13 protein-coding genes and 1 tRNA gene are annotated in these 17,590 nt (G+C 72.5%); 6 read left to right on the top strand and 8 right to left on the bottom strand.

What is annotated here, in order from left to right; translation table 11 throughout:
* Positions 1–171: 171 nt before the first annotated feature.
* From ACFWJB_RS23520 to ACFWJB_RS23535, 4 genes are all read right to left on the bottom strand, one after another.
* Positions 172–1,146, bottom strand: coding sequence for a ribose-phosphate diphosphokinase (locus ACFWJB_RS23520; RefSeq protein ID WP_385465697.1), 975 nt, complete (start codon positions 1,144–1,146; stop codon positions 172–174).
* Between the two features lie 132 nt (positions 1,147–1,278).
* Positions 1,279–2,727, bottom strand: a complete 1,449-nt coding sequence (glmU, locus tag ACFWJB_RS23525; protein ID WP_385465700.1) for a bifunctional UDP-N-acetylglucosamine diphosphorylase/glucosamine-1-phosphate N-acetyltransferase GlmU — start codon at positions 2,725–2,727, stop codon at positions 1,279–1,281.
* A gap of 125 nt (positions 2,728–2,852) precedes the next feature.
* Positions 2,853–2,925 (bottom strand) — tRNA-Gln (locus ACFWJB_RS23530).
* Positions 2,911–3,801 carry a hypothetical protein gene (locus tag ACFWJB_RS23535; RefSeq protein ID WP_385465703.1) on the bottom strand — a complete coding sequence of 297 codons (891 nt, stop codon included), beginning with the start codon at positions 3,799–3,801 and terminating at the stop codon, positions 2,911–2,913. Before ACFWJB_RS23535 ends, ACFWJB_RS23530 begins: the two co-directional genes overlap by 15 nt.
* Before the next feature lie 135 nt (positions 3,802–3,936).
* On the opposite strand from ACFWJB_RS23535, the gene ACFWJB_RS23540 reads away from it, so the two are divergent.
* The gene (locus tag ACFWJB_RS23540) at positions 3,937–5,256 is read left to right on the top strand and encodes a sensor histidine kinase (protein WP_386924567.1); all 1,320 of its coding nucleotides are present in this window, start codon (positions 3,937–3,939) and stop codon (positions 5,254–5,256) included.
* Positions 5,257–5,263: 7 nt separating this feature from the next.
* Here the strand turns inward: ACFWJB_RS23540 and ACFWJB_RS23545 are convergent, their stop codons facing one another.
* Complete coding sequence (locus tag ACFWJB_RS23545; protein ID WP_385465709.1) at positions 5,264–5,761, bottom strand: SUKH-3 domain-containing protein; 498 nt, start codon at positions 5,759–5,761, stop codon at positions 5,264–5,266.
* 46 nt (positions 5,762–5,807) lie between these two features.
* Positions 5,808–6,335, bottom strand: coding sequence for a YwqJ-related putative deaminase (locus ACFWJB_RS23550; RefSeq protein WP_386924577.1), 528 nt, complete (start codon positions 6,333–6,335; stop codon positions 5,808–5,810).
* Between the two features lie 261 nt (positions 6,336–6,596).
* Between ACFWJB_RS23550 and ACFWJB_RS23555 the strand changes: the two genes are divergently transcribed.
* The 3 genes from ACFWJB_RS23555 (at position 6,597) to ACFWJB_RS23565 (ending at position 11,432) form a co-directional block, all read left to right on the top strand.
* On the top strand, positions 6,597–7,598 hold the full coding sequence (locus ACFWJB_RS23555) for an SMI1/KNR4 family protein (protein ID WP_385465712.1): 1,002 nt from the start codon (positions 6,597–6,599) through the stop codon (positions 7,596–7,598).
* A gap of 7 nt (positions 7,599–7,605) precedes the next feature.
* Entirely contained in the window at positions 7,606–10,338 is a 2,733-nt protein-coding gene (locus ACFWJB_RS23560) for an SUKH-4 family immunity protein (RefSeq protein ID WP_386924569.1), read from the top strand.
* Between the two features lie 209 nt (positions 10,339–10,547).
* Positions 10,548–11,432: a cellulose-binding protein gene (locus tag ACFWJB_RS23565; RefSeq protein WP_385472589.1), complete on the top strand. Its 885-nt coding sequence runs from the start codon at positions 10,548–10,550 to the stop codon at positions 11,430–11,432.
* A gap of 60 nt (positions 11,433–11,492) precedes the next feature.
* Here the strand turns inward: ACFWJB_RS23565 and ACFWJB_RS23570 are convergent, their stop codons facing one another.
* Positions 11,493–13,073, bottom strand: coding sequence for a cation acetate symporter (locus ACFWJB_RS23570; protein ID WP_386924579.1), 1,581 nt, complete (start codon positions 13,071–13,073; stop codon positions 11,493–11,495).
* Between the two features lie 26 nt (positions 13,074–13,099).
* Positions 13,100–13,480: a DUF485 domain-containing protein gene (locus tag ACFWJB_RS23575; protein WP_385472586.1), complete on the bottom strand. Its 381-nt coding sequence runs from the start codon at positions 13,478–13,480 to the stop codon at positions 13,100–13,102.
* A 698-nt stretch (positions 13,481–14,178) separates the two neighbouring features.
* On the opposite strand from ACFWJB_RS23575, the gene ACFWJB_RS23580 reads away from it, so the two are divergent.
* Both ACFWJB_RS23580 and ACFWJB_RS23585 read left to right on the top strand, forming a co-directional pair.
* Positions 14,179–14,967: an ABC transporter ATP-binding protein gene (locus ACFWJB_RS23580; RefSeq protein ID WP_385472583.1), complete on the top strand. Its 789-nt coding sequence runs from the start codon at positions 14,179–14,181 to the stop codon at positions 14,965–14,967.
* Positions 14,964–17,528 (top strand): ABC transporter permease, encoded by a 2,565-nt coding sequence (locus tag ACFWJB_RS23585; RefSeq protein ID WP_386924572.1) that lies wholly within the window; start codon positions 14,964–14,966, stop codon positions 17,526–17,528. Before ACFWJB_RS23580 ends, ACFWJB_RS23585 begins: the two co-directional genes overlap by 4 nt.
* The last annotated feature ends 62 nt before the right edge of the window (positions 17,529–17,590 follow it).

A 17,590-nucleotide genomic window follows, 5' to 3' on the forward strand; every position in this document is an offset into this window, starting at 1 on the left:
GCCACGAACGGCCTGCTACGAAGAGCGCGTCGATAACGGACAGCCACACCCGCGGACACGAGTACGGCCTCCCTCGCCGAGCAACTTCAGCAGTCTACTCGGAGAGGAAGGCCGTACCCAAAACGATCTACAGCGGTCCCGGAGCGGGCAGCGGAGGGACCAGGCGAACCCTTACTGCTCGTCGAACAGGCTCGTCACCGAACCGTCCTCGAACACCTCACGCACCGCACGCGCGATCGTCGGCGCGATCGACAGCACCGTGATCTTGTCCAGCTCCAGCTCGTTCGGCGTCGGCAGCGTGTTCGTGAACACGAACTCGCTCACCTTCGAGTTCTTCAGCCGGTCCGCCGCCGGACCCGACAGCACACCGTGCGTCGCCGTCACGATGACGTCCTCCGCACCGTGCGCGAACAGCGCGTCCGCCGCAGCGCAGATCGTGCCACCGGTGTCGATCATGTCGTCGACCAGGACGCAGATACGGCCCTTCACGTCACCCACGACCTCGTGCACCGTGACCTGGTTCGCCACGTCCTTGTCGCGCCGCTTGTGCACGATCGCCAGCGGCGCGCCCAGACGGTCGCACCAACGGTCCGCCACCCGCACCCGGCCCGCGTCCGGAGACACCACCGTCAGCTTCGAACGGTCCACCTTCGCACCCACGTAGTCCGCCAGCAGCGGCAGCGCGAACAGGTGGTCCACCGGGCCGTCGAAGAAACCCTGGATCTGGTCCGTGTGCAGGTCCACCGCCAGGATCCGGTCCGCACCCGCGGTCTTCATCAGGTCCGCGATCAGACGCGCCGAGATCGGTTCACGTCCCCGGTGCTTCTTGTCCTGCCGCGCGTAACCGTAGAACGGCACGATGACGGTGATGGAGCGGGCCGACGCGCGCTTCAACGCGTCGATCATGATCAGCTGCTCCATGACCCACTTGTTGATCGGAGCCGTGTGGCTCTGGATCAGAAAGCAGTCCGCACCACGCGCCGACTCCTGGTAACGGACGTAGATCTCACCGTTCGCGAAGTCGAAGGCCTTCGTCGGGACGACCCCGACACCCAGCTCGTGGGCGATCTCCTCGGCAAGCTCGGGGTGGGCGCGGCCGGAGAAGAACATCATCTTCTTCACGCCGGTCGTCTTGATCCCGGTCACAGCACTTTCTCCTCAGAGGTTTCGCAGCTGAGCCTCATGGGCTCGTCCGGCTGGGTGCCGGAGGCGTCTCAGCTGGTGGGGTGCGGATGTGCACTTATCACGGTACGCCGTGTTCGACGCGCCGGTTTCCGGTCAGCCTTCGCCACCGGTCTCCCGGGACACCGCCTCGGCCGCCTTCGCCGCCGCGCTCCCCGGACGCTTACGGGCCACCCAACCCTCGATATTCCGCTGCTGGCCGCGGGCCACGGCCAGCGAACCGGGCGGCACATCCTTCGTGATCACCGAGCCGGCGGCGGTGTAGGCACCGTCCCCGACCGTGACAGGAGCCACAAACATGTTGTCCGAACCCGTCTTGCAGTGCGAACCCACCGTCGTGTGGTGCTTGCTCTCCCCGTCGTAGTTCACGAACACGCTCGCGGCACCGATGTTGGTGTACTCACCGATCGTCGCGTCACCCACGTAGGACAGGTGCGGGACCTTCGTCCCCTCGCCGATCGACGCGTTCTTCGTCTCGACGTACGTGCCGACCTTCGCCTTCGCCCCGAGCCGGGTACCGGGCCGCAGGTACGCGTACGGGCCCACCGTCGCCTCCGGGCCCACCACGGCGCCCAGGGACACCGTGTTGTCCACCCGCGCGCCCGCGCCCACGCGCGTGTCCGTGAGCCGGGAGTGCGGCCCGACCTCGGACCCCTCGGCCAGGTGCGTGGACCCCTGGAGCTGCGTACCCGGGTGCACGATCACGTCCTGCTCGAACGTCACCGTCACGTCCACCCACGTCGTGGCCGGATCGACCACCGTCACACCGGCCAGCATGGCGCGCGTCAGCAGCCGGTCGTTGAGGATCCGGCGGGCCTCGGCCAGCTGCACGCGGTTGTTGATCCCCGCGATCTCCCGGTGGTCCCCGGCCACCGAGGCACCGACGCGGTGCCCGGCCTCGCGCAGGATGCCGAGGACGTCGGTCAGGTACTCCTCGCCCTGGCTGTTGTCCGTCCGCACCTTCCCGAGCGCGTCCGCGAGCAGCTGCCCGTCGAAGGCGAAGACACCCGAGTTGATCTCGCGGATCGCCCGCTGCGACTCGGAGGCGTCCTTGTGCTCCACGATCGCGGTGACGGCACCCGAGGCCCCGTCCCGCACGATCCGGCCGTACCCCGTCGCGTCCGGCACCTCGGCCGTCAGCACGGTGACCGCGTTGCCGTCGGCGGAGTGGGTGGCGGCGAGGGCCCGCAGCGTCTCGCCGGTCAGCAGGGGGGTGTCACCGCAGACGACCACGACGGTGCCGTCCACGGCGCCGCCCAGGGCCTCCAGACCCATGCGGACGGCGTGCCCGGTGCCGTTCTGCTGCTCCTGCACGGCGGTGCGCACGTCGGGGGCGACCTCGGCGAGGTGCGCGGTGACCTTCTCGCGGGCGTGGCCCACGACGACGACCAGGTTCTCGGGCTCCAGCTCACCGGCGGAGGCGAGCACGTGGCCGACGAGGGAACGTCCGCACAGCTCGTGCAGGACCTTGGGTGTGGCCGACTTCATACGGGTGCCCTCACCCGCTGCGAGAACGACGACGGCTGCCGGGCGAATGGCGCTCACGGGATGCCCTTCGGCTTTGAGGGGGTGGGGGTGGACATCCGCAGGATACCGGGGTGGTTTGCAGCAGACATGACTGCGGGCCCTGACGCCGGCTTTCGCCGACGGTCAGGGCCCGAACCTTGCAGCTCCGCCAGCTGGATTCGAACCAGCACTACAGGGCTTCAAAGGCCCGCGGGCTACCAGTTACCCCATGGCGGATGGCTGCGTCAGACCATACCTGAGACGTGTTGGGGCTTGGGCCACCATCCCGCTCCACCAGCCTTCGATCTGCCGGTACAGCTCAGCTCCCTGAGACACACGGATCACCAGGCAACCTCGGTAGCTGTCGCCAACGTTTTTGCGTACCGTTTTCGGGTTGTGCTTCTTGATCGTCGTCTTCTGGAACTTGGAGATGTCGACGCCGACCAGATGGGCCCAGTAGTGCTTGGCGCCCTCTACGTCAGCCGTCATGTGGATCATCACCCGGTACTGCAGGCGTTCGCGTTCGACGCCGAGCAGACTCAACCAGGCCAGGTAGAGCTGGATCACTCCGGGGTCGCTGTTGACGAAGATGACGTGCTCCCGTCGGGCATAAGGCTTGTCCTTGGCGCCCTCGGCCCAGTAAAGGGCGACGCCCGCCATGAACAGGTCGCGGTTCGACATCTCTCCGATCTGCTGTTCCGCCTCGGTCTTGGTCTGCTGTCGTTCCTGGTCCCGGATCGCCAACTCGTGCTCCCAACGCTTCCGGGCGGCCAGCCTCGCTTGCTCCGACGGTGTCCGCCGCTCCGGCTTCGGCAGGTCCCGTACCCAGAGCGAGATCGAGCTCTTGGCGCAGCCCAGCTCGACCTGGATCCGGTCGTACGTCCATCCCTGCAGCCGGAGCTCTCGTGCTCGGTCCCGCAGGTCGTCCTTCGCGTTCGGGCGCTTCGTCCATTCCGGAGGCGGCTCGCCCTCCAGGAGGCGGTTGAGGATGTCGTTGTTGTCGACGTGCAGCCGGTCCCGGATCTGGCGTCGGCTCAGTCCCTCGCGCCGCAACGCCACCGCCCGTTCCCGCAAGCCCTCGAAGTCCGCGTACTTGTTCCGTGAAAGTGCCATGGGCATACCGTCCGGCCGGAATGTACGGCTCCGGTGCTGAGCGGTGGAGGGTTCACCAGTTCGAGGGATATCGCGTCGTATCGCCCGGGGAAAGTCACCGGAAAGCGGTCGGTCCGCGCCCGTAGGGTGGAGGGCATGACCACGACGGGGGAAGACCACGTACCGGCCCGGGGTGGGCCTTGGTGGTGGGACAGGCGGCGCGGTGCGGTACTCGATGTGAGTCTCGGTGCCGTGTCCGCGCTGGAGTGCGCGGCGGAGGGGGTTCCGTTCGCGCGGGACGCCGGGATCCCGTGGGCGGCGGGGGTCGTCTTCGGGGTGCTGGCGGGTTCGATGCTGGTGGTGCGGCGGAAGTGGCCCGTCGCGGTGGTGCTGGTGGCGATCGCCATCACGCCGGCGCAGATGGGTTTCCTGATGGCCGTCGTCGGCCTGTACACGCTGGCCGCGTCCGAGATGCCGCGGCGGATCATCGGGTCGCTGGCCGGTATGTCGCTGCTCGGTACGTTGATCGTCACGTTCGTGCGGGTGCGGCAGGACATGGCGCACGAGGACCTGGACATCGGCGACTGGTTCATTCCGTTCGCGTCGATCGCCACGTCCCTGGGGGTGACCGCCCCTCCGGTGCTGCTGGGCCTGTACGTGGGGGCGCGGCGGCGGCTGATGGAGAGCCTGCGGGAGCGGGCGGACAGCCTGGAGCGGGAGTTGCAGCTGCTCGCGGAGCGGGCGGAGGAGCGTGCGCAGTGGGCGCGGGGCGAGGAGCGGACGCGGATCGCGCGGGAGATGCACGACGTGGTCGCGCACCGGGTGAGTCTGATGGTGGTGCACGCCGCCGCGCTGCAGGCCGTGGCCCGGAAGGACCCGGAGAAGGCGGTGAAGAACGCCGCGCTGGTGGGGGACATGGGGCGGCAGGCGCTGACCGAGTTGCGGGAGATGCTCGGGGTGCTGCGTACCGGTGCGGACGCCGGGCGTGCCGAGCGGGCGGCGGTGCCGCTGGCGGCGGTGGGGGTGGCCGCGGCGGCGGCCGCGTCGCGGGCGGCGGAGGACGGTGGGCGTCCCGCGGAGGGTCCGTGTCTGGCGGAGCTGGAGGAGCTGATCGGGCAGTCGACGGCGGCGGGGATGGTCGTGGCGCTGTCGGTGGAGGGGGAGGAGCGGCCGTACGCGGCGGAGGTGGAGTCGACGGCGTTCCGGGTGGTGCAGGAGGCGCTGACGAACGTCCACAAGCACGCGGCGGGCGCGAGGACGTATGTGCGGCTCGCGCACCGGGTGTCGGAGATCGCGATGCAGGTGGAGAACGAGCCGCCGCCGGAGGTGTCGTCGGCGTCGTCGGCGCGGCTGCCGTCGGGCGGCAACGGTCTGGTGGGGATGAAGGAGCGGGTGTCCGCTCTGGGGGGCGTGTTCGTGTCGGGTCCGACGGACGCGGGGGGTTTCCGGGTGTCGGCGGTGATTCCGGCGTCGTAGCGGCGGGTCAGCCGCCGGTGGTGAGGCGGGTGGGCCGGGTGCCGGCGACGAGGGCGGTGAGGGCCTGGTCCATGTCGGGGCCGAGGTACCAGTCGCCGGTGTGGTCGAGGGCGTAGACGCGGCCTTCGGTGTCCATGGCGATGAGGGCCTGGGTGTCGGTCTCGGTGCCGAGGGGGCAGACCTGGGTGTCGAGGGCGCGGCCGAGGTCGCCGAGGGTGCGGGCCATGTGGAGGCCGTGCAGGGGGTCGAGGTGGAGGGCGGCGGGGGCGATCTGGCGGCCCGTGCCGGTGGGGGTGATGTGGAGGCCGCCGAACTCGGCCCAGGCCTCGACGGCGGCGGGGAGGACGTGGTGGCGGTGTCCCGCGGGCGAGGTGTGGTCGCGCAGGGTGTCGGCCCAGATCTCGGCCTGCTTTATGTCCCAGCGTCCCGGTTGCCAGCCGGCGTCGCGCAGGGCGGCGTCGACGGGGACGGGGAATCGGGTGGTGGAGGTGCGGTCGGCGTGCATCTGCCCTTGGTCCGTGTCGGTGGTGTCGTTCGGCGTGCGGGGCCGGTCAGTCGTCGGCGGTGGGGTCGACGACGCGGACGCCGAAGTGGGCGCTGAGGGCGGTGCAGGCGCGGCAGGGGGTGGCGAAGCTGCCGTGGAGGGGGTCGCCGTCCTCGCGGATGCGGCGGGTGGTCAGTTTGGCGTGCTTGAGGGCCTTGCGGGCCTCGCCGTTGGTCATGGGCCTGCGCGCGGCGCGCTTGCTGCGTGCGGAGTCGGCGGTGGTGAGGTGCCGGGAGATGAGGATGGTCTCGGCGCAGCGGCCGGTGAAGCGGTCGCGCTGTCCGCTGGTGAGGGTGTCGAGGAAGTCCTGGACGAGGTGGTGCAGGGCGGGCGGCGCGTCGGCGCGGGTGGCGGTGCCGGTGAGGGTGGTGCCGCGGACGGAGAGGGCGGCGGCGACGGTGGGGAGTATGCCGTCGCGGCGGTGGCGCAGGGTGGGGGCCTGGGGGGTCTCGGGGGCGCTCCAGCCGATGCGGGGGTCGCCGGTCCTGGGGTCGCCGGAGCTGCCGGTGTGTGGTTCCGTCTGCGTCGCACTCATGGTCATGTTCCCCTCCTGGGCATCCCCCCGGAGGACACAGGGTGCCAAATCCCGTGGCGTGTGCGGTAGCTGGGGCGGGGTGACACGCCCACGTATGGGCGTTCCGTCACGAGGGGGTGACGGCTGGTCACGGGTGGGGGCGGGGGTGGGTGTGCGGGGCCGGTGACCGGTGTCGGCGTACCGCATAGGCTGTCGGCACCGCGTTCGCGTGCGGTGATGGAAGACAGTGCTGACAGACAGACGCCGCAGGGGGCTACCGCCATGACGACAGGTCGGCTCGGGCAGATCGCGCCGCCGAACGCGGCCTACGCCGGGCAGGTCGTGCATTTCCCGGATCCGGTGAGGGCGGCCCGTCACCCGAGAGGGGTACGGGTGGACGAGGGGGGTTACCCCGTCTTCTCGCCGTACGCCCGTGCGGTCGCGGAGATCGCGGAGCCGCCGGTGGGGTTCGGGGTCGACGAGCTGCGGCTGACGGACTACGTGTCGGCGAACGCGGCGTTGTCGGCGTCGGGGCACGAGCTGTGGGACACGGTGCCGGCGGTGGCGACGCCGCACGGCTGGACGTGGCACCACGCGGTCGGTACGCGGCGCATGGAGCTGGTGCCGGTCGAGGTGAAGGCGTTGCTGCGGCACCACGGCGGCATCGCGACGGCGGCGGTGGACCAGGACAAGCGGGGGACGCGGCCGTTGCAGGAGACGCGTCCGGCGCACTTCGGGCTGCCGAAGTCGGGTGTGGCGGTGACGGAGCAGCAGGTGCAGGGGGTCGAGGAGGACCTGGGGTACCGGCTGCCGGGCGCGTACCGGTCGTTCCTGAAGGCGGCGGGTGGCTGTGCGCCGGTGGGTACGGCGCTGGACGCGGAGCTGGGGCTGCTGGTGGACCAGCCGTTCTTCACGGTGCGTGAGGAGGCGGCGGTCAACGACCTGGTCTACGTCAACAAGTGCCTGCGGGACCATCTGACGAAGGACTACCTGGGGGTCGCCTTCGTGCAGGGCGGCCTGCTGGCGGTGAAGGTGAAGGGCGACCGGATCGGTTCGGTGTGGTTCTGCTCGTACGACGACGCGCGGGACGTGGATCCGTCGTGGACGCCGGCGGAGCGGGTGGAGCGGTTGCTGCTGCCGTGCGGTGAGGACTTCGACGCGTTCCTGTCGCGGCTGGCGGGGTCGCCGCCGGAGTTGGAGACGGTGGCGAACCTGATGGTGGACGGTGGTTTCGCGCGTGCGGTGCCCGTGGCGTCGGCGTCCTCGGCGCCGGTAGGGGAGTGAGCTGGCGATGGTGACGTTCGCGCAGGCGCAGGAGCGCGCGGAAGAGTGGATCAACGGTGAGCTGCCGGCGTACCAGCATCGCGAGGTGCGGGTGCGGGAGTTCGGTCTCGGGTTCGTGGTGTGGGCCGAGGACCGTGCGGAGGGCCCGCGTTCGGACGGGGGCGCGCAGCGGCTGGTGATCGCGCGGGACAGTGGTGAGGCCACGCTGTGGCCGGCGCTGGCGGTGGGGGAGGTGATCCGCCGCTACGAGGAGGAGTACGGCCGTCCGGACGCGGTGGAGGAGCCGGCGCCCGCTCCCGCGGCGCGGGTGGACCTGAATCAGACGTCGTTCCTGCTGAGTCCGCCGGAGTGGTTGCAGGAGGCGGCGGACAAGCTGGGCATCCCGGACCGGCGGGGTGAGCGGGACGCCGGTGACGGTGCCGCGGAGGGCGGCACCGGGGGAGGTGCGGCGCTTCCCGGGACGCAGGGCGGGGTGCCGTCGGGCGCGCCCGCCGCGCCCGCTGGTCCTTCCGCTCCTGCCGCGGCTTCCTCCGCCGCCGGGGATGCCGCGGACGCGCGGGGCGGTGGCGCGGCCTGGCCCGCCGCCGGGGCTGGCGGCGGTGACGCCTCCGGTGCCGGCGCCGGCCGGTCCGGTGCGCCGGCCGCGCCCGCCGGGGCGACTCCCTGGGCGGGTACGGACACCAACGCGGACGCCGGTGACGACCGTTCGGTGCCGCTGCCCGAGACGGTGTTCGCACCGCCGCTGAGCGGTGCCGAGGACACTCCGCCGCCCTCGGCGGCGCCGGACGCCAAGACGGCGCTGATGTCGGGCGGCAGCGGTCTGCCGCGGACGGCGCTCGCGCCGGCGGTCGACACCCCGGGCACGCCGGCGACGCCCGCGGGTGCGGGCACGCCGCCGCCGGCCGCGCCCCCGGTGCCGGGTACGCCCCCGCCGGGTGCGCCTCCCGTGCCGGGCACGCCTCCGCCGGGTGCGCCCCTGCCGCAGGCCGGTCCGAGTACACCGGCCCGGCCGCTCGCGCCGAACGCCGGGGACATCGCCGACGCCGCGACCAGCAAGGCGGCGCCTCCGCGACGCGGCGCGGGTTCGGTCACGCCGCCTCCGCCGGGCGCTCCGGGCGTGCCGGGTGCGCGGCCGGGCAGCACGCCTCCGCCGGGTGCGCCGGCGGGCGGTTACGTGCCGACGCAGATGGTGTCGTCCCTCGGCCCCGAGGGCCCCGGTGCTCCGGGTGCTCCGGGAAGTCAGGGAGGTCCGGGCGGAGCGGCGGGTGGTCCGGCCGGTCCGGGTACGCCGCCCCCGCCGAGCACTCCCGGCGGGACGCCCCCGGGCGGGGTGCACCACGCCGCCACGATGCTGGCCGACCCGGGCCGGACGGGCGGCGGGGCACCCCAGCCTCCGGGCGCGCCGGGTGCTCCCGCTGCTCCGGGCGTCCCGGGTGCTCCGGGTGTCCCGGCCGCGGGTGGGGCGCCCGGTACGCCGCCGCCTCCCGCCGCTCCCGGTGCGCCCGCGTCGGCCGGTGCGTCCGGCACGCAGGGTCCGTCCGGCGGTGGACGTGGTGCCGTGCACCACGCGGAGACGGTGCTGGCCGCGCCCCCGGTGGGCGGTCCCGGCGTGCCTCCGCCTCCGTCCGCGCCGGGTGTGCCCGGCCCGCCGCAGCCTCCGGGCGCCCCGGGCGTCCCCGGTGCCGGGCATCCCGTGCCGCCCGGATCCGTGCCGCCCGGTGCGGTGCCGCCGCCGGCGTACGGCCGTCCGCAGCCGCCGACCGGTCAGCCGACCGTCGGTCCCGGCTACCAGGCCGTGCTGCGCTATCGCGCGCAGGACGGCTCCGAGCAGCAGCTGATCCGGCGTTCGGCGCCGGGCACGCCGCACCCGGAGTGGCAGATCTTCCACGAGCTGCGGGCCATGAACGTGCCCCCGGACCAGGTGCTCGAGCTGCACACCGAACTGGAGTCGTGCGAGCTGCCGGGCGCCTACTGCGCGCGGATGATCCGGGAGCAGTGGCCGCAGGCGCGGATCACGTCCATCGCGCCGTACGGCACCGACCACGCGAGCCGGCAGCAGGGTATGCAGCAACTGCTCGCGCACCAGGGCGAGCTGCACCAGGTGGCCGACGGGCCGGCGCGTCCGGCGCCGGTGCGGGCTCCGCTGCCGCAGGTGCAGCCGGCGCCGCCGGTCCCGCCGGAGGCCATCGGGCAGGAGCTCGCGGCGGCGTTCGGGCCGGCCGTCTTCCGGTTCGAGCAGGCCGCCGTGTCCCGGCAGGGTGTGCCGCCCGTCGTGGCGCACACGCTGGTGGCGGCGGGGCTGCCGATGGACATGGGCCCGTTCTTCTGGGCGCAGGCCCAGCCGGGCCGTCCGGTGCCGACGCTGGCGGAACTGGCCGCCGAGCGGGGGGTGCAGCCGGCCTCGGACGCGGGCTCGTACCTCGTCGTGGGCAGCGACTTCGGCCGGGCGGTCTGCGTGCAGTACGGCACGGCGCACATCGTGGCGGTGCCGGTGGAGGCGGGGCCGGGCGGTGCGCCCGTGCCGCCGCAGTTCGTGAACACCGGGCTGCCGGAGTTCGCCCGCTGCCTGGCGCTGCTGGGCCGGATGTGGCGGCTCAGGTTCGGTCTGAACCAGGAGCAGGCCGGCCGCTGGACGGTGGACTTCCAGGCGCAGCTGGCCTCGATCGACCCGGCGGCGCTCGGTTCGGCCGAGAGCTGGTGGTCGGTGCTGCTGGAGCAGATGTGGGACGGGCTGCTGTGAGGCGGCGCCGCTGACGCGGAACGACGGGCCGGGCCGGTCACCCTCACGGGGGCCGGCCCGGCCCGTCGGCGTTTCCGGGACCGGGCCGGGCGGCCGTAGTCGTGCGGTATGCGCGGAGTGTCGCGTTATGCGTGTTTACGTCTGATCCGTAAAGATGTCCGGACATCGCGGAAGTCTGTCAGTGGATCGGGCGAAACAGGGGTTCCGGCATGAGCAGCGCATCGGTGTCGCCGCACGGCTTCGAGACCGTACGGGGGCGTGGCTACCGTCCCGAACAGGTCGACGCGGGTGTCGCGGCCCTCTCGCGGGAGCGCGACGCGGCCTGGGAGCGGGCCGCCCGGCTCACGGTGCTGGCCCGCGAGATGGGGACGGAACTGGACCGGCTGCGGGAGACGGTGGCCGGGCTCGAGCCGCAGGACTACGAGGCGCTCGGCGAACGGGCGCGCTGCCTCTTCCGGCTCGCCCAGGAGGAGGCCGAGACCGTGCGGGAGCGGGAGCGGCACGCGGCGGAGGAACTGGTGAGCGGGGCACGGGCCCGCGCGGCCGAGGTCCGGGACGCCGCGCGGGCGTATGCCGACGCCGTGCGTGCCGAGGCCGACGAGTGGGCCGGGGAGCTGGTCCTGGCGGCGCGTGCGCGGGCCGACGAGGTGCGGATCGCGGCCCGGCGCGAGGTGCGGACCGAGCGCGGCGAGGCGCTGTTCGTGCTGCGGGAGGCGCGGCGCCGGACCTCGTCGACGCTCGCCGGGCAGGAGAGCGAGTTCGCGGCGCGCTGGGCGGAGGCCGAACGGGAGGAGACCGGCCGGGCGGCCGCCCTGGACGCCCACCACGAGGAGCTGGTCGCGGGCGCCGAGCGGGCGCTGGCGGAGGCGCGGCGGGACCTGGCCGAGGCGGAGGAGTCGGCCGGGCTCCGGCAGGAGGAGGCGCGGGCCCGGGCCGCGGAGATCGTCGCGACGGCGCGGGCCCGGGCGGAGGAGATCGCCCGCGAGACGGAGCGGGTGCTGCACGAGCACGGGGAGCGCTGGGACGAGATGCAGGACCAGATCAGCTCCTGCCGCGGCCACCTGGGCTCCCTGACGACCCGCGGCGTGGAGTGACGCGACCTGCCACCGCGGCGTCGCGCCTCCCGCGGCGCGGCCCCCCGCCGGGGCGTCCTGTCAGCCGGTCCTGCGGACCGCCCCCGCGAGGAGTTCCGGCTCCAGCGCCTCGTACCGTCCGCGCTGCTCGTCCGTTCGCCCGCGGCCGGAGGCCACCGTGCCGAGCCAGCCGAAGGCGAAGCCGGCCGGGATGGACACCAGCCCCGTGGTGGTGAACGGGAACCAGTTGAAGTCGGCGTCCGGGAAGGCCGCCACCGGGGTGCCGGAGACCAGGCTGGTGCCCGGCATCAGCACCAGGACCGTGACGGTGCCCCCGATCAGCGTCCACAGCAGGCCCGTACGGGTGAAGCGGCGCCAGAAGAGGCCGTAGACCAGGGCCGGGCACAGGGCGGACGCGCCCAGGCAGAAGGACAGGGTGGCCAGCGGCTGCAGGCTGCGGTGCTGCACCAGGGTGGCGAGCACGATCGCGGGCACGCCCACCGCCAGCGCGGACAGCCGGGCCAGCGTCATCTCGCGGCGTGGCGACAGCTCCCGCGTGCGGGTGGCGAACACGTCGTGGGCCAGGGAGTTGGCGCAGGCCAGGATCATGCCGGCGACGGAGGCGAGCAGGGTGAGGAAGAGGGCGGTGCTGACGGTGGTGAAGAGCAGGGTCTCCGCCGTCGTCACGTCCGTGCCGAAGGCGGCCCGCGAGCCCAGCAGGTAGGCGGTGTTGCCGGCCGGGTCGACCCGCGCGACCGTCTCGCGGCCGACCAGCGCCGTGGCGCCGAGCCCGACGACGGTGACGACGACCACGAACAGGGCCACCAGCGACACCGCCCAGGACATCGACCGGCGCACCTGGCGTGCGCTGGAGGCGGTGTACATGCGCATCGTGACGTGCGGCAGGCAGGCGCCGCCCAGGACCACGGCCAGCTGGGAGGAGACCATGTCGAGCCCGGGACGGGGCCCGGTGGCGTACTCCAGGCCGGGGTGCAGGAAGGCGGGGCCCGCGCCGCTGTTCCGGGCGGCGGCGTCGAACAGGGCCCCCGGGTTCCAGTCGAAGCGGTCCAGGAGCAGGACGGTGACCACCGCGCCCGACCCGAGCAGCATCACGATCTTCAGGATCTGGATGAGGGCGGTGCCCTTCATCCCGCCGATCGCCGCGTAGCTGATCATCAGCGCGCCCACGCCGACGATGCAGCCCGTCTGCACCGACTCGCTGGTGAACCCCAGCAGGAACGACAGCAGTTGCCCGGTGCCGGCCAGTTGCACCAGCATCATCGGCAGCAGCGCGGCGATGGTCACCACGCAGCCCGCGACGCGCACGCTGCGCGCCGGGGTGCGGCGGGCCAGCACGTCGCCCATGGTGAACCGGCCCGCGTTGCGCAGCGGTTCGGCCATCAGGAACATGAGCAGCAGCAGGGACAGCGCGGTGCTCAGGGCGAGCACGATGCCGTCGTAGCCGAACAGGGCGATCACGCCGCTCGTGCCGAGGACGGTCGCCGCGGAGATGTAGTCGCCCGCGACGGCCAGGCCGTTGCGCATCGGCGACAGGGAGCCGTAGCCGGTGTAGAACTCGTCGAGGTCGTCCCGGTCCGGGCCGGTCATCACGCACAGCAGCAGCGTGGCCGTGGCGATGGCGGTGAAGGCGACCAGGGCCATCGCCTGCGCGTTGTCGTCGAACCCCGTCACCGGACCGCCCCCCGCCCGGCATTCGCCTCGCCGTCCCGGCGGACGCGGTCGGCGAGCGGGTCGACGGTACGGCGCGCGGTGTGCTCGTACAGGACGATCGCCAGCCAGGTGACGGGCAGTTGGAGCAGGGCGAGCAGCAGGCCGAGGGGCAGTCCGTCGGTGACCTCGCCGGTCAGGGACGACGGGGCGAACGCGGACAGGCCGAGGAACAGCAGGAAGTAGCCGAGCGCGGCGAAGGTGGCCGTGCGCCGCTGCCTGCGGTGGGCGCCGCGCAGGGCGCGCAGGTCGCCGTGGTGCCCGGGCGGCTGCCAGGGCGGGGCGGGTTCGTACGACGGTGGCGCGCCGTGCCGTGGTGGTGGGTAGGGGGCGAAGGACATCCCGGTGCTCCTTGCGCGGCTGGGGTCCGTGGACGGACCGCAGGGAGGTGGGGGGGTGGAGGGTCACGCACGCTACTCGTCGGTCCGGCGCGACGGTGCCTCATCGGCCGACTGAGTGGTCGGTATGCCGGAGAGACCGCAACCTCGGTCGCGCGGCCCAGAGTCGGGCCTCTACCGCAGGGCACCGGCACAACGGGCCCCGCGCGACCGGGCCCCGGCACGGTCCCGGCACCGGGAACGCCGGCGGCGCCACTGTGCGTGCCCTGTACATCAACCTGCCGGGCCGGGCACGCCGCTTGCGCCTCACGCGGCGGGAGGGTGGAGGCTCGGTGCGTCCGAGGGTGGAGTGCCACCCCTAGGAGAACTCCACCGACAGGTGGACAGCCCCTAGGGGTACCTCCGTACTACGGCCCGGGGAGGGTTCGTACCGGCGGAGGACGAGAAGCGCCCCGGCGGGTCCTTAACCTGGCTCTACGCCGCTGGGGGGCGGCGAACCGGAGCAGTGGGGGTGGGGTTTTCCCCAGGTGAAGAGTGCGCTGAGCACCAGCGCGCCCGGCCCCTGGTTCCGGCCAGACTTCTCACACGGGACGCGGCGGACCCGGCACCACCGACGCAGCGGCACGGACACACGGCACTTCGGCGGTACGCGTACCGCGGGCACCGACGGCTCACTCGATGACCGACATAGGAGACTTGACATGACATCGGCCGTAACCATTCCCCGGCACGGGAGCACTGGAGGACGTACGGCCGTTGCCGCGCGGGGGCGGCAGGTCGTCAAGGCCTACGGCAGCGGGGAGACCCGGGTGGTCGCCCTCGACCACGTGGACGTGGACATCGCCCGCGGGCAGTTCACCGCGATCATGGGCCCGTCGGGCTCCGGCAAGTCGACGCTGATGCACTGCCTGGCCGGCCTCGACACCGTCACCGGCGGCCAGATCTACCTGGACGAGACCGAGATCACCGGCCTGAAGGACAAGAAGCTCACCCAGCTGCGCCGGGACCGGATCGGCTTCATCTTCCAGGCGTTCAACCTGCTGCCGACGCTGAACGCCATCGAGAACATCACGCTGCCCATGGACATCGCCGGCCGCAAGCCCGACCGGGAGTGGCTGGACCGGGTCGTGGAGACCGTGGGTCTGGCCGGCCGGCTCAAGCACCGGCCGACCCAGCTCTCCGGCGGCCAGCAGCAGCGCGTCGCCGTGGCCCGGGCCCTCGCGGCCCGGCCCGAGATCATCTTCGGGGACGAGCCCACCGGAAACCTCGACTCGCGGGCCGGTGCCGAGGTGCTGGGCTTCCTGCGCCGGTCGGTGGACGAACTGGGCCAGACCATCGTGATGGTCACCCACGACCCGGTGGCCGCCAGCTACGCGGACCGGGTGCTGTACCTCGCCGACGGCCGGATCGTCGACGAGATGCACCGGCCGACCGCGGAGGCCGTGCTGGACCGCATGAAGGACTTCGACGCCCGGGGGCGTACGTCATGACCGTCGTGAAGACCTCGCTGCGCAACTTCTTCGCGCACAAGGGCCGGATGGCGCTGTCGGCGGTGGCGGTGCTGCTGTCGGTGGCGTTCGTGTGCGGCACCCTGGTGTTCACGGACACCATGAACACGACGTTCGACAAGCTGTTCGCGGTCACGTCCTCGGACGTGACGGTCGGTCCCAAGGACGCGAAGGCCGAGGACACCCCGCAGAACGGGGTGCCCGAGTCGCTGCCCGCGTCCACCCTGGAGCGGGTCCGCTCGGTCGAGGGCGTCGCGGCCGCCGAGGGCGCGGTCTCCTCGATGAACGTGACCGTCGTCAACAGCGACAACGACAACGTGGGCGCCACCAGCGGCGCCCCGACGATCGCCGGCAACTGGACGAAGAACGACCTGCGGTCGATGGAGATCACCTCCGGGCACGCCCCGCGCGGCCCGACCGAGGCGATGATCGACTCCGACACCGCGGACAAGCACCACCTGAAGCTCGGTGACGAGCTGCGCACCATCGCGCAGACCGGCGACTTCAAGGCACGCATCGTCGGCATCGCCTCCTTCACCGTCACCAACCCCGGTGCCGCCGTCGTCTACTTCGACACCCCGACCTCCCAGCGCGAACTGCTCGGCGCCGAGGGCCGGTTCACCCAGATCAACGTGACCGCCGCGTCCGGCGTCCCGGACGCGCAGCTCAAGCAGAGCGTCGCGAAGGCACTGGACGGCTCCTACAAGGTGCAGACGGCCAAGGAGACCGCCGACGAGAACCGCGCGGACGTCGGCGAGTTCATGGACGTCATCAAGTACGCCATGCTCGGCTTCGCCGGGATCGCGTTCCTGGTCGGCATCTTCCTGATCATCAACACCTTCTCGATGCTGGTCGCCCAGCGCACCCGGGAGATCGGCCTGATGCGGGCCATCGGCTCCTCCCGCCGGCAGGTCAACCGCTCGGTGCTGGTCGAGGCGCTGCTCCTCGGCGTCGTCGGCTCGGTGCTCGGTGTCGCGGCCGGTGTCGGGATCGCCGTCGGCCTGATGAAGCTGATGTCCGCGGCGGGCATGAACCTGTCCACCGACGACCTGACCGTCAAGGCGGCGACGCCCGTGGTCGGCCTGGTCCTCGGCGTCGTGGTCACCGTCCTGGCCGCCTACCTGCCGGCCCGCCGCGCCGGCAAGGTCTCCCCGATGGCCGCCCTGCGCGACGCCGGCACCCCGGCCGACGGCAGGGCCGGCTGGATCCGCGGCCTCATCGGCCTGGTCCTCACCGGCGCCGGCGCCGCGGCCCTGTACGCGGCCGGCACGGCGGACAAGGCGAGCGACGGCGCGTCGATGCTGGGGGTGGGCATCGTCCTCACCCTGATCGGCTTCGTCGTGATCGGCCCGCTGCTGGCCGGCGCGGTCGTGCGGGTGATCAGCGCGGTGCTGCTGCGGGCCTTCGGCCCGGTGGGCCGCATGGCCGAGCGCAACGCCCTGCGAAACCCCCGCCGCACCGGCGCCACGGGCGCCGCCCTGATGATCGGCCTGGCCCTGGTGGCCTGCCTGTCGGTGGTCGGTTCCTCGATGGTCGCCTCGGCCACGAGCGAGCTGGACAAGACGGTCGGCGCGGACTTCATCGTCGAGGGCAACCAGCGGATCGTGCCGCAGGCCGAGAAGAAGATGCTGGACACGCCCGGCCTGGAGCACGTCACCCGCTACAAGGTGCTCGACGCCACGCTGACCTCGCCCGACGGCAAGAGGGACGAGGACGGCCTGACCGCCGCCGACCCGACGTACGCGAAGGACGTGCGCCGCGAGACCACCGCCGGCGACCTGGCCGCGGCCTACGGCGCCGACGCCATGTCGGTCGGCTCCGACTACGCCGAGAAGCACGGCGTGCGCGTCGGCGACACGATCTCGGTCGCCTTCAAGGGCGGCGGGACGGCCCGGCTGAAGGTCGCCGCGATCACGAGCGACGACGTGGCCATCGACCAGGGCGCCCGCTACATCAGCATCGACACGATGCGGAAGTACCTGCCGGCCGACCGCGTCCCGCCGAACGTGATCATGTTCGCCAAGGCGAAGGACGGCCAGGAGACCGCGGCGTACACGGCGCTGAAGAAGTCGCTGGACCAGTACCCGCAGTACCAGGTGCGGGACCAGACCGACTACAAGCAGGAGCTCAAGGACCAGGTCGGCCAGCTGCTGAACATGGTCTACGGACTGCTCGCCCTCGCGATCATCGTCGCGGTCCTGGGCGTCGTGAACACCCTGGCGCTGTCGGTGGTCGAACGGACCCGCGAGATCGGCCTCATGCGGGCGATCGGCCTCTCCCGCCGCCAGCTGCGCCGGATGATCCGCATGGAGTCCGTGGTCATCGCCCTCTTCGGTGCCCTGCTGGGGCTCGGGCTGGGCATGGGCTGGGGCACCACGGCGCAGAAGCTGCTGGCCCTGGAGGGACTGAACGTCCTCGACATCCCCTGGCCGACGATCATCGGGGTCTTCATCGGCTCGGCCTTCGTGGGCCTGTTCGCCGCCCTGATCCCGGCCTTCCGGGCGGGCCGGATGAACGTCCTGAACGCGATCGCGACCGAATAGCACCCCACAGCCGCCGCACACGGGGGTTGCGGAGGAGAGGCCCGGCGCCGGAGTCCCACGGG

The organism is Streptomyces sp. NPDC127100 (assembly GCF_042724095.1).
Lineage (GTDB): Bacteria > Actinomycetota > Actinomycetes > Streptomycetales > Streptomycetaceae > Streptomyces.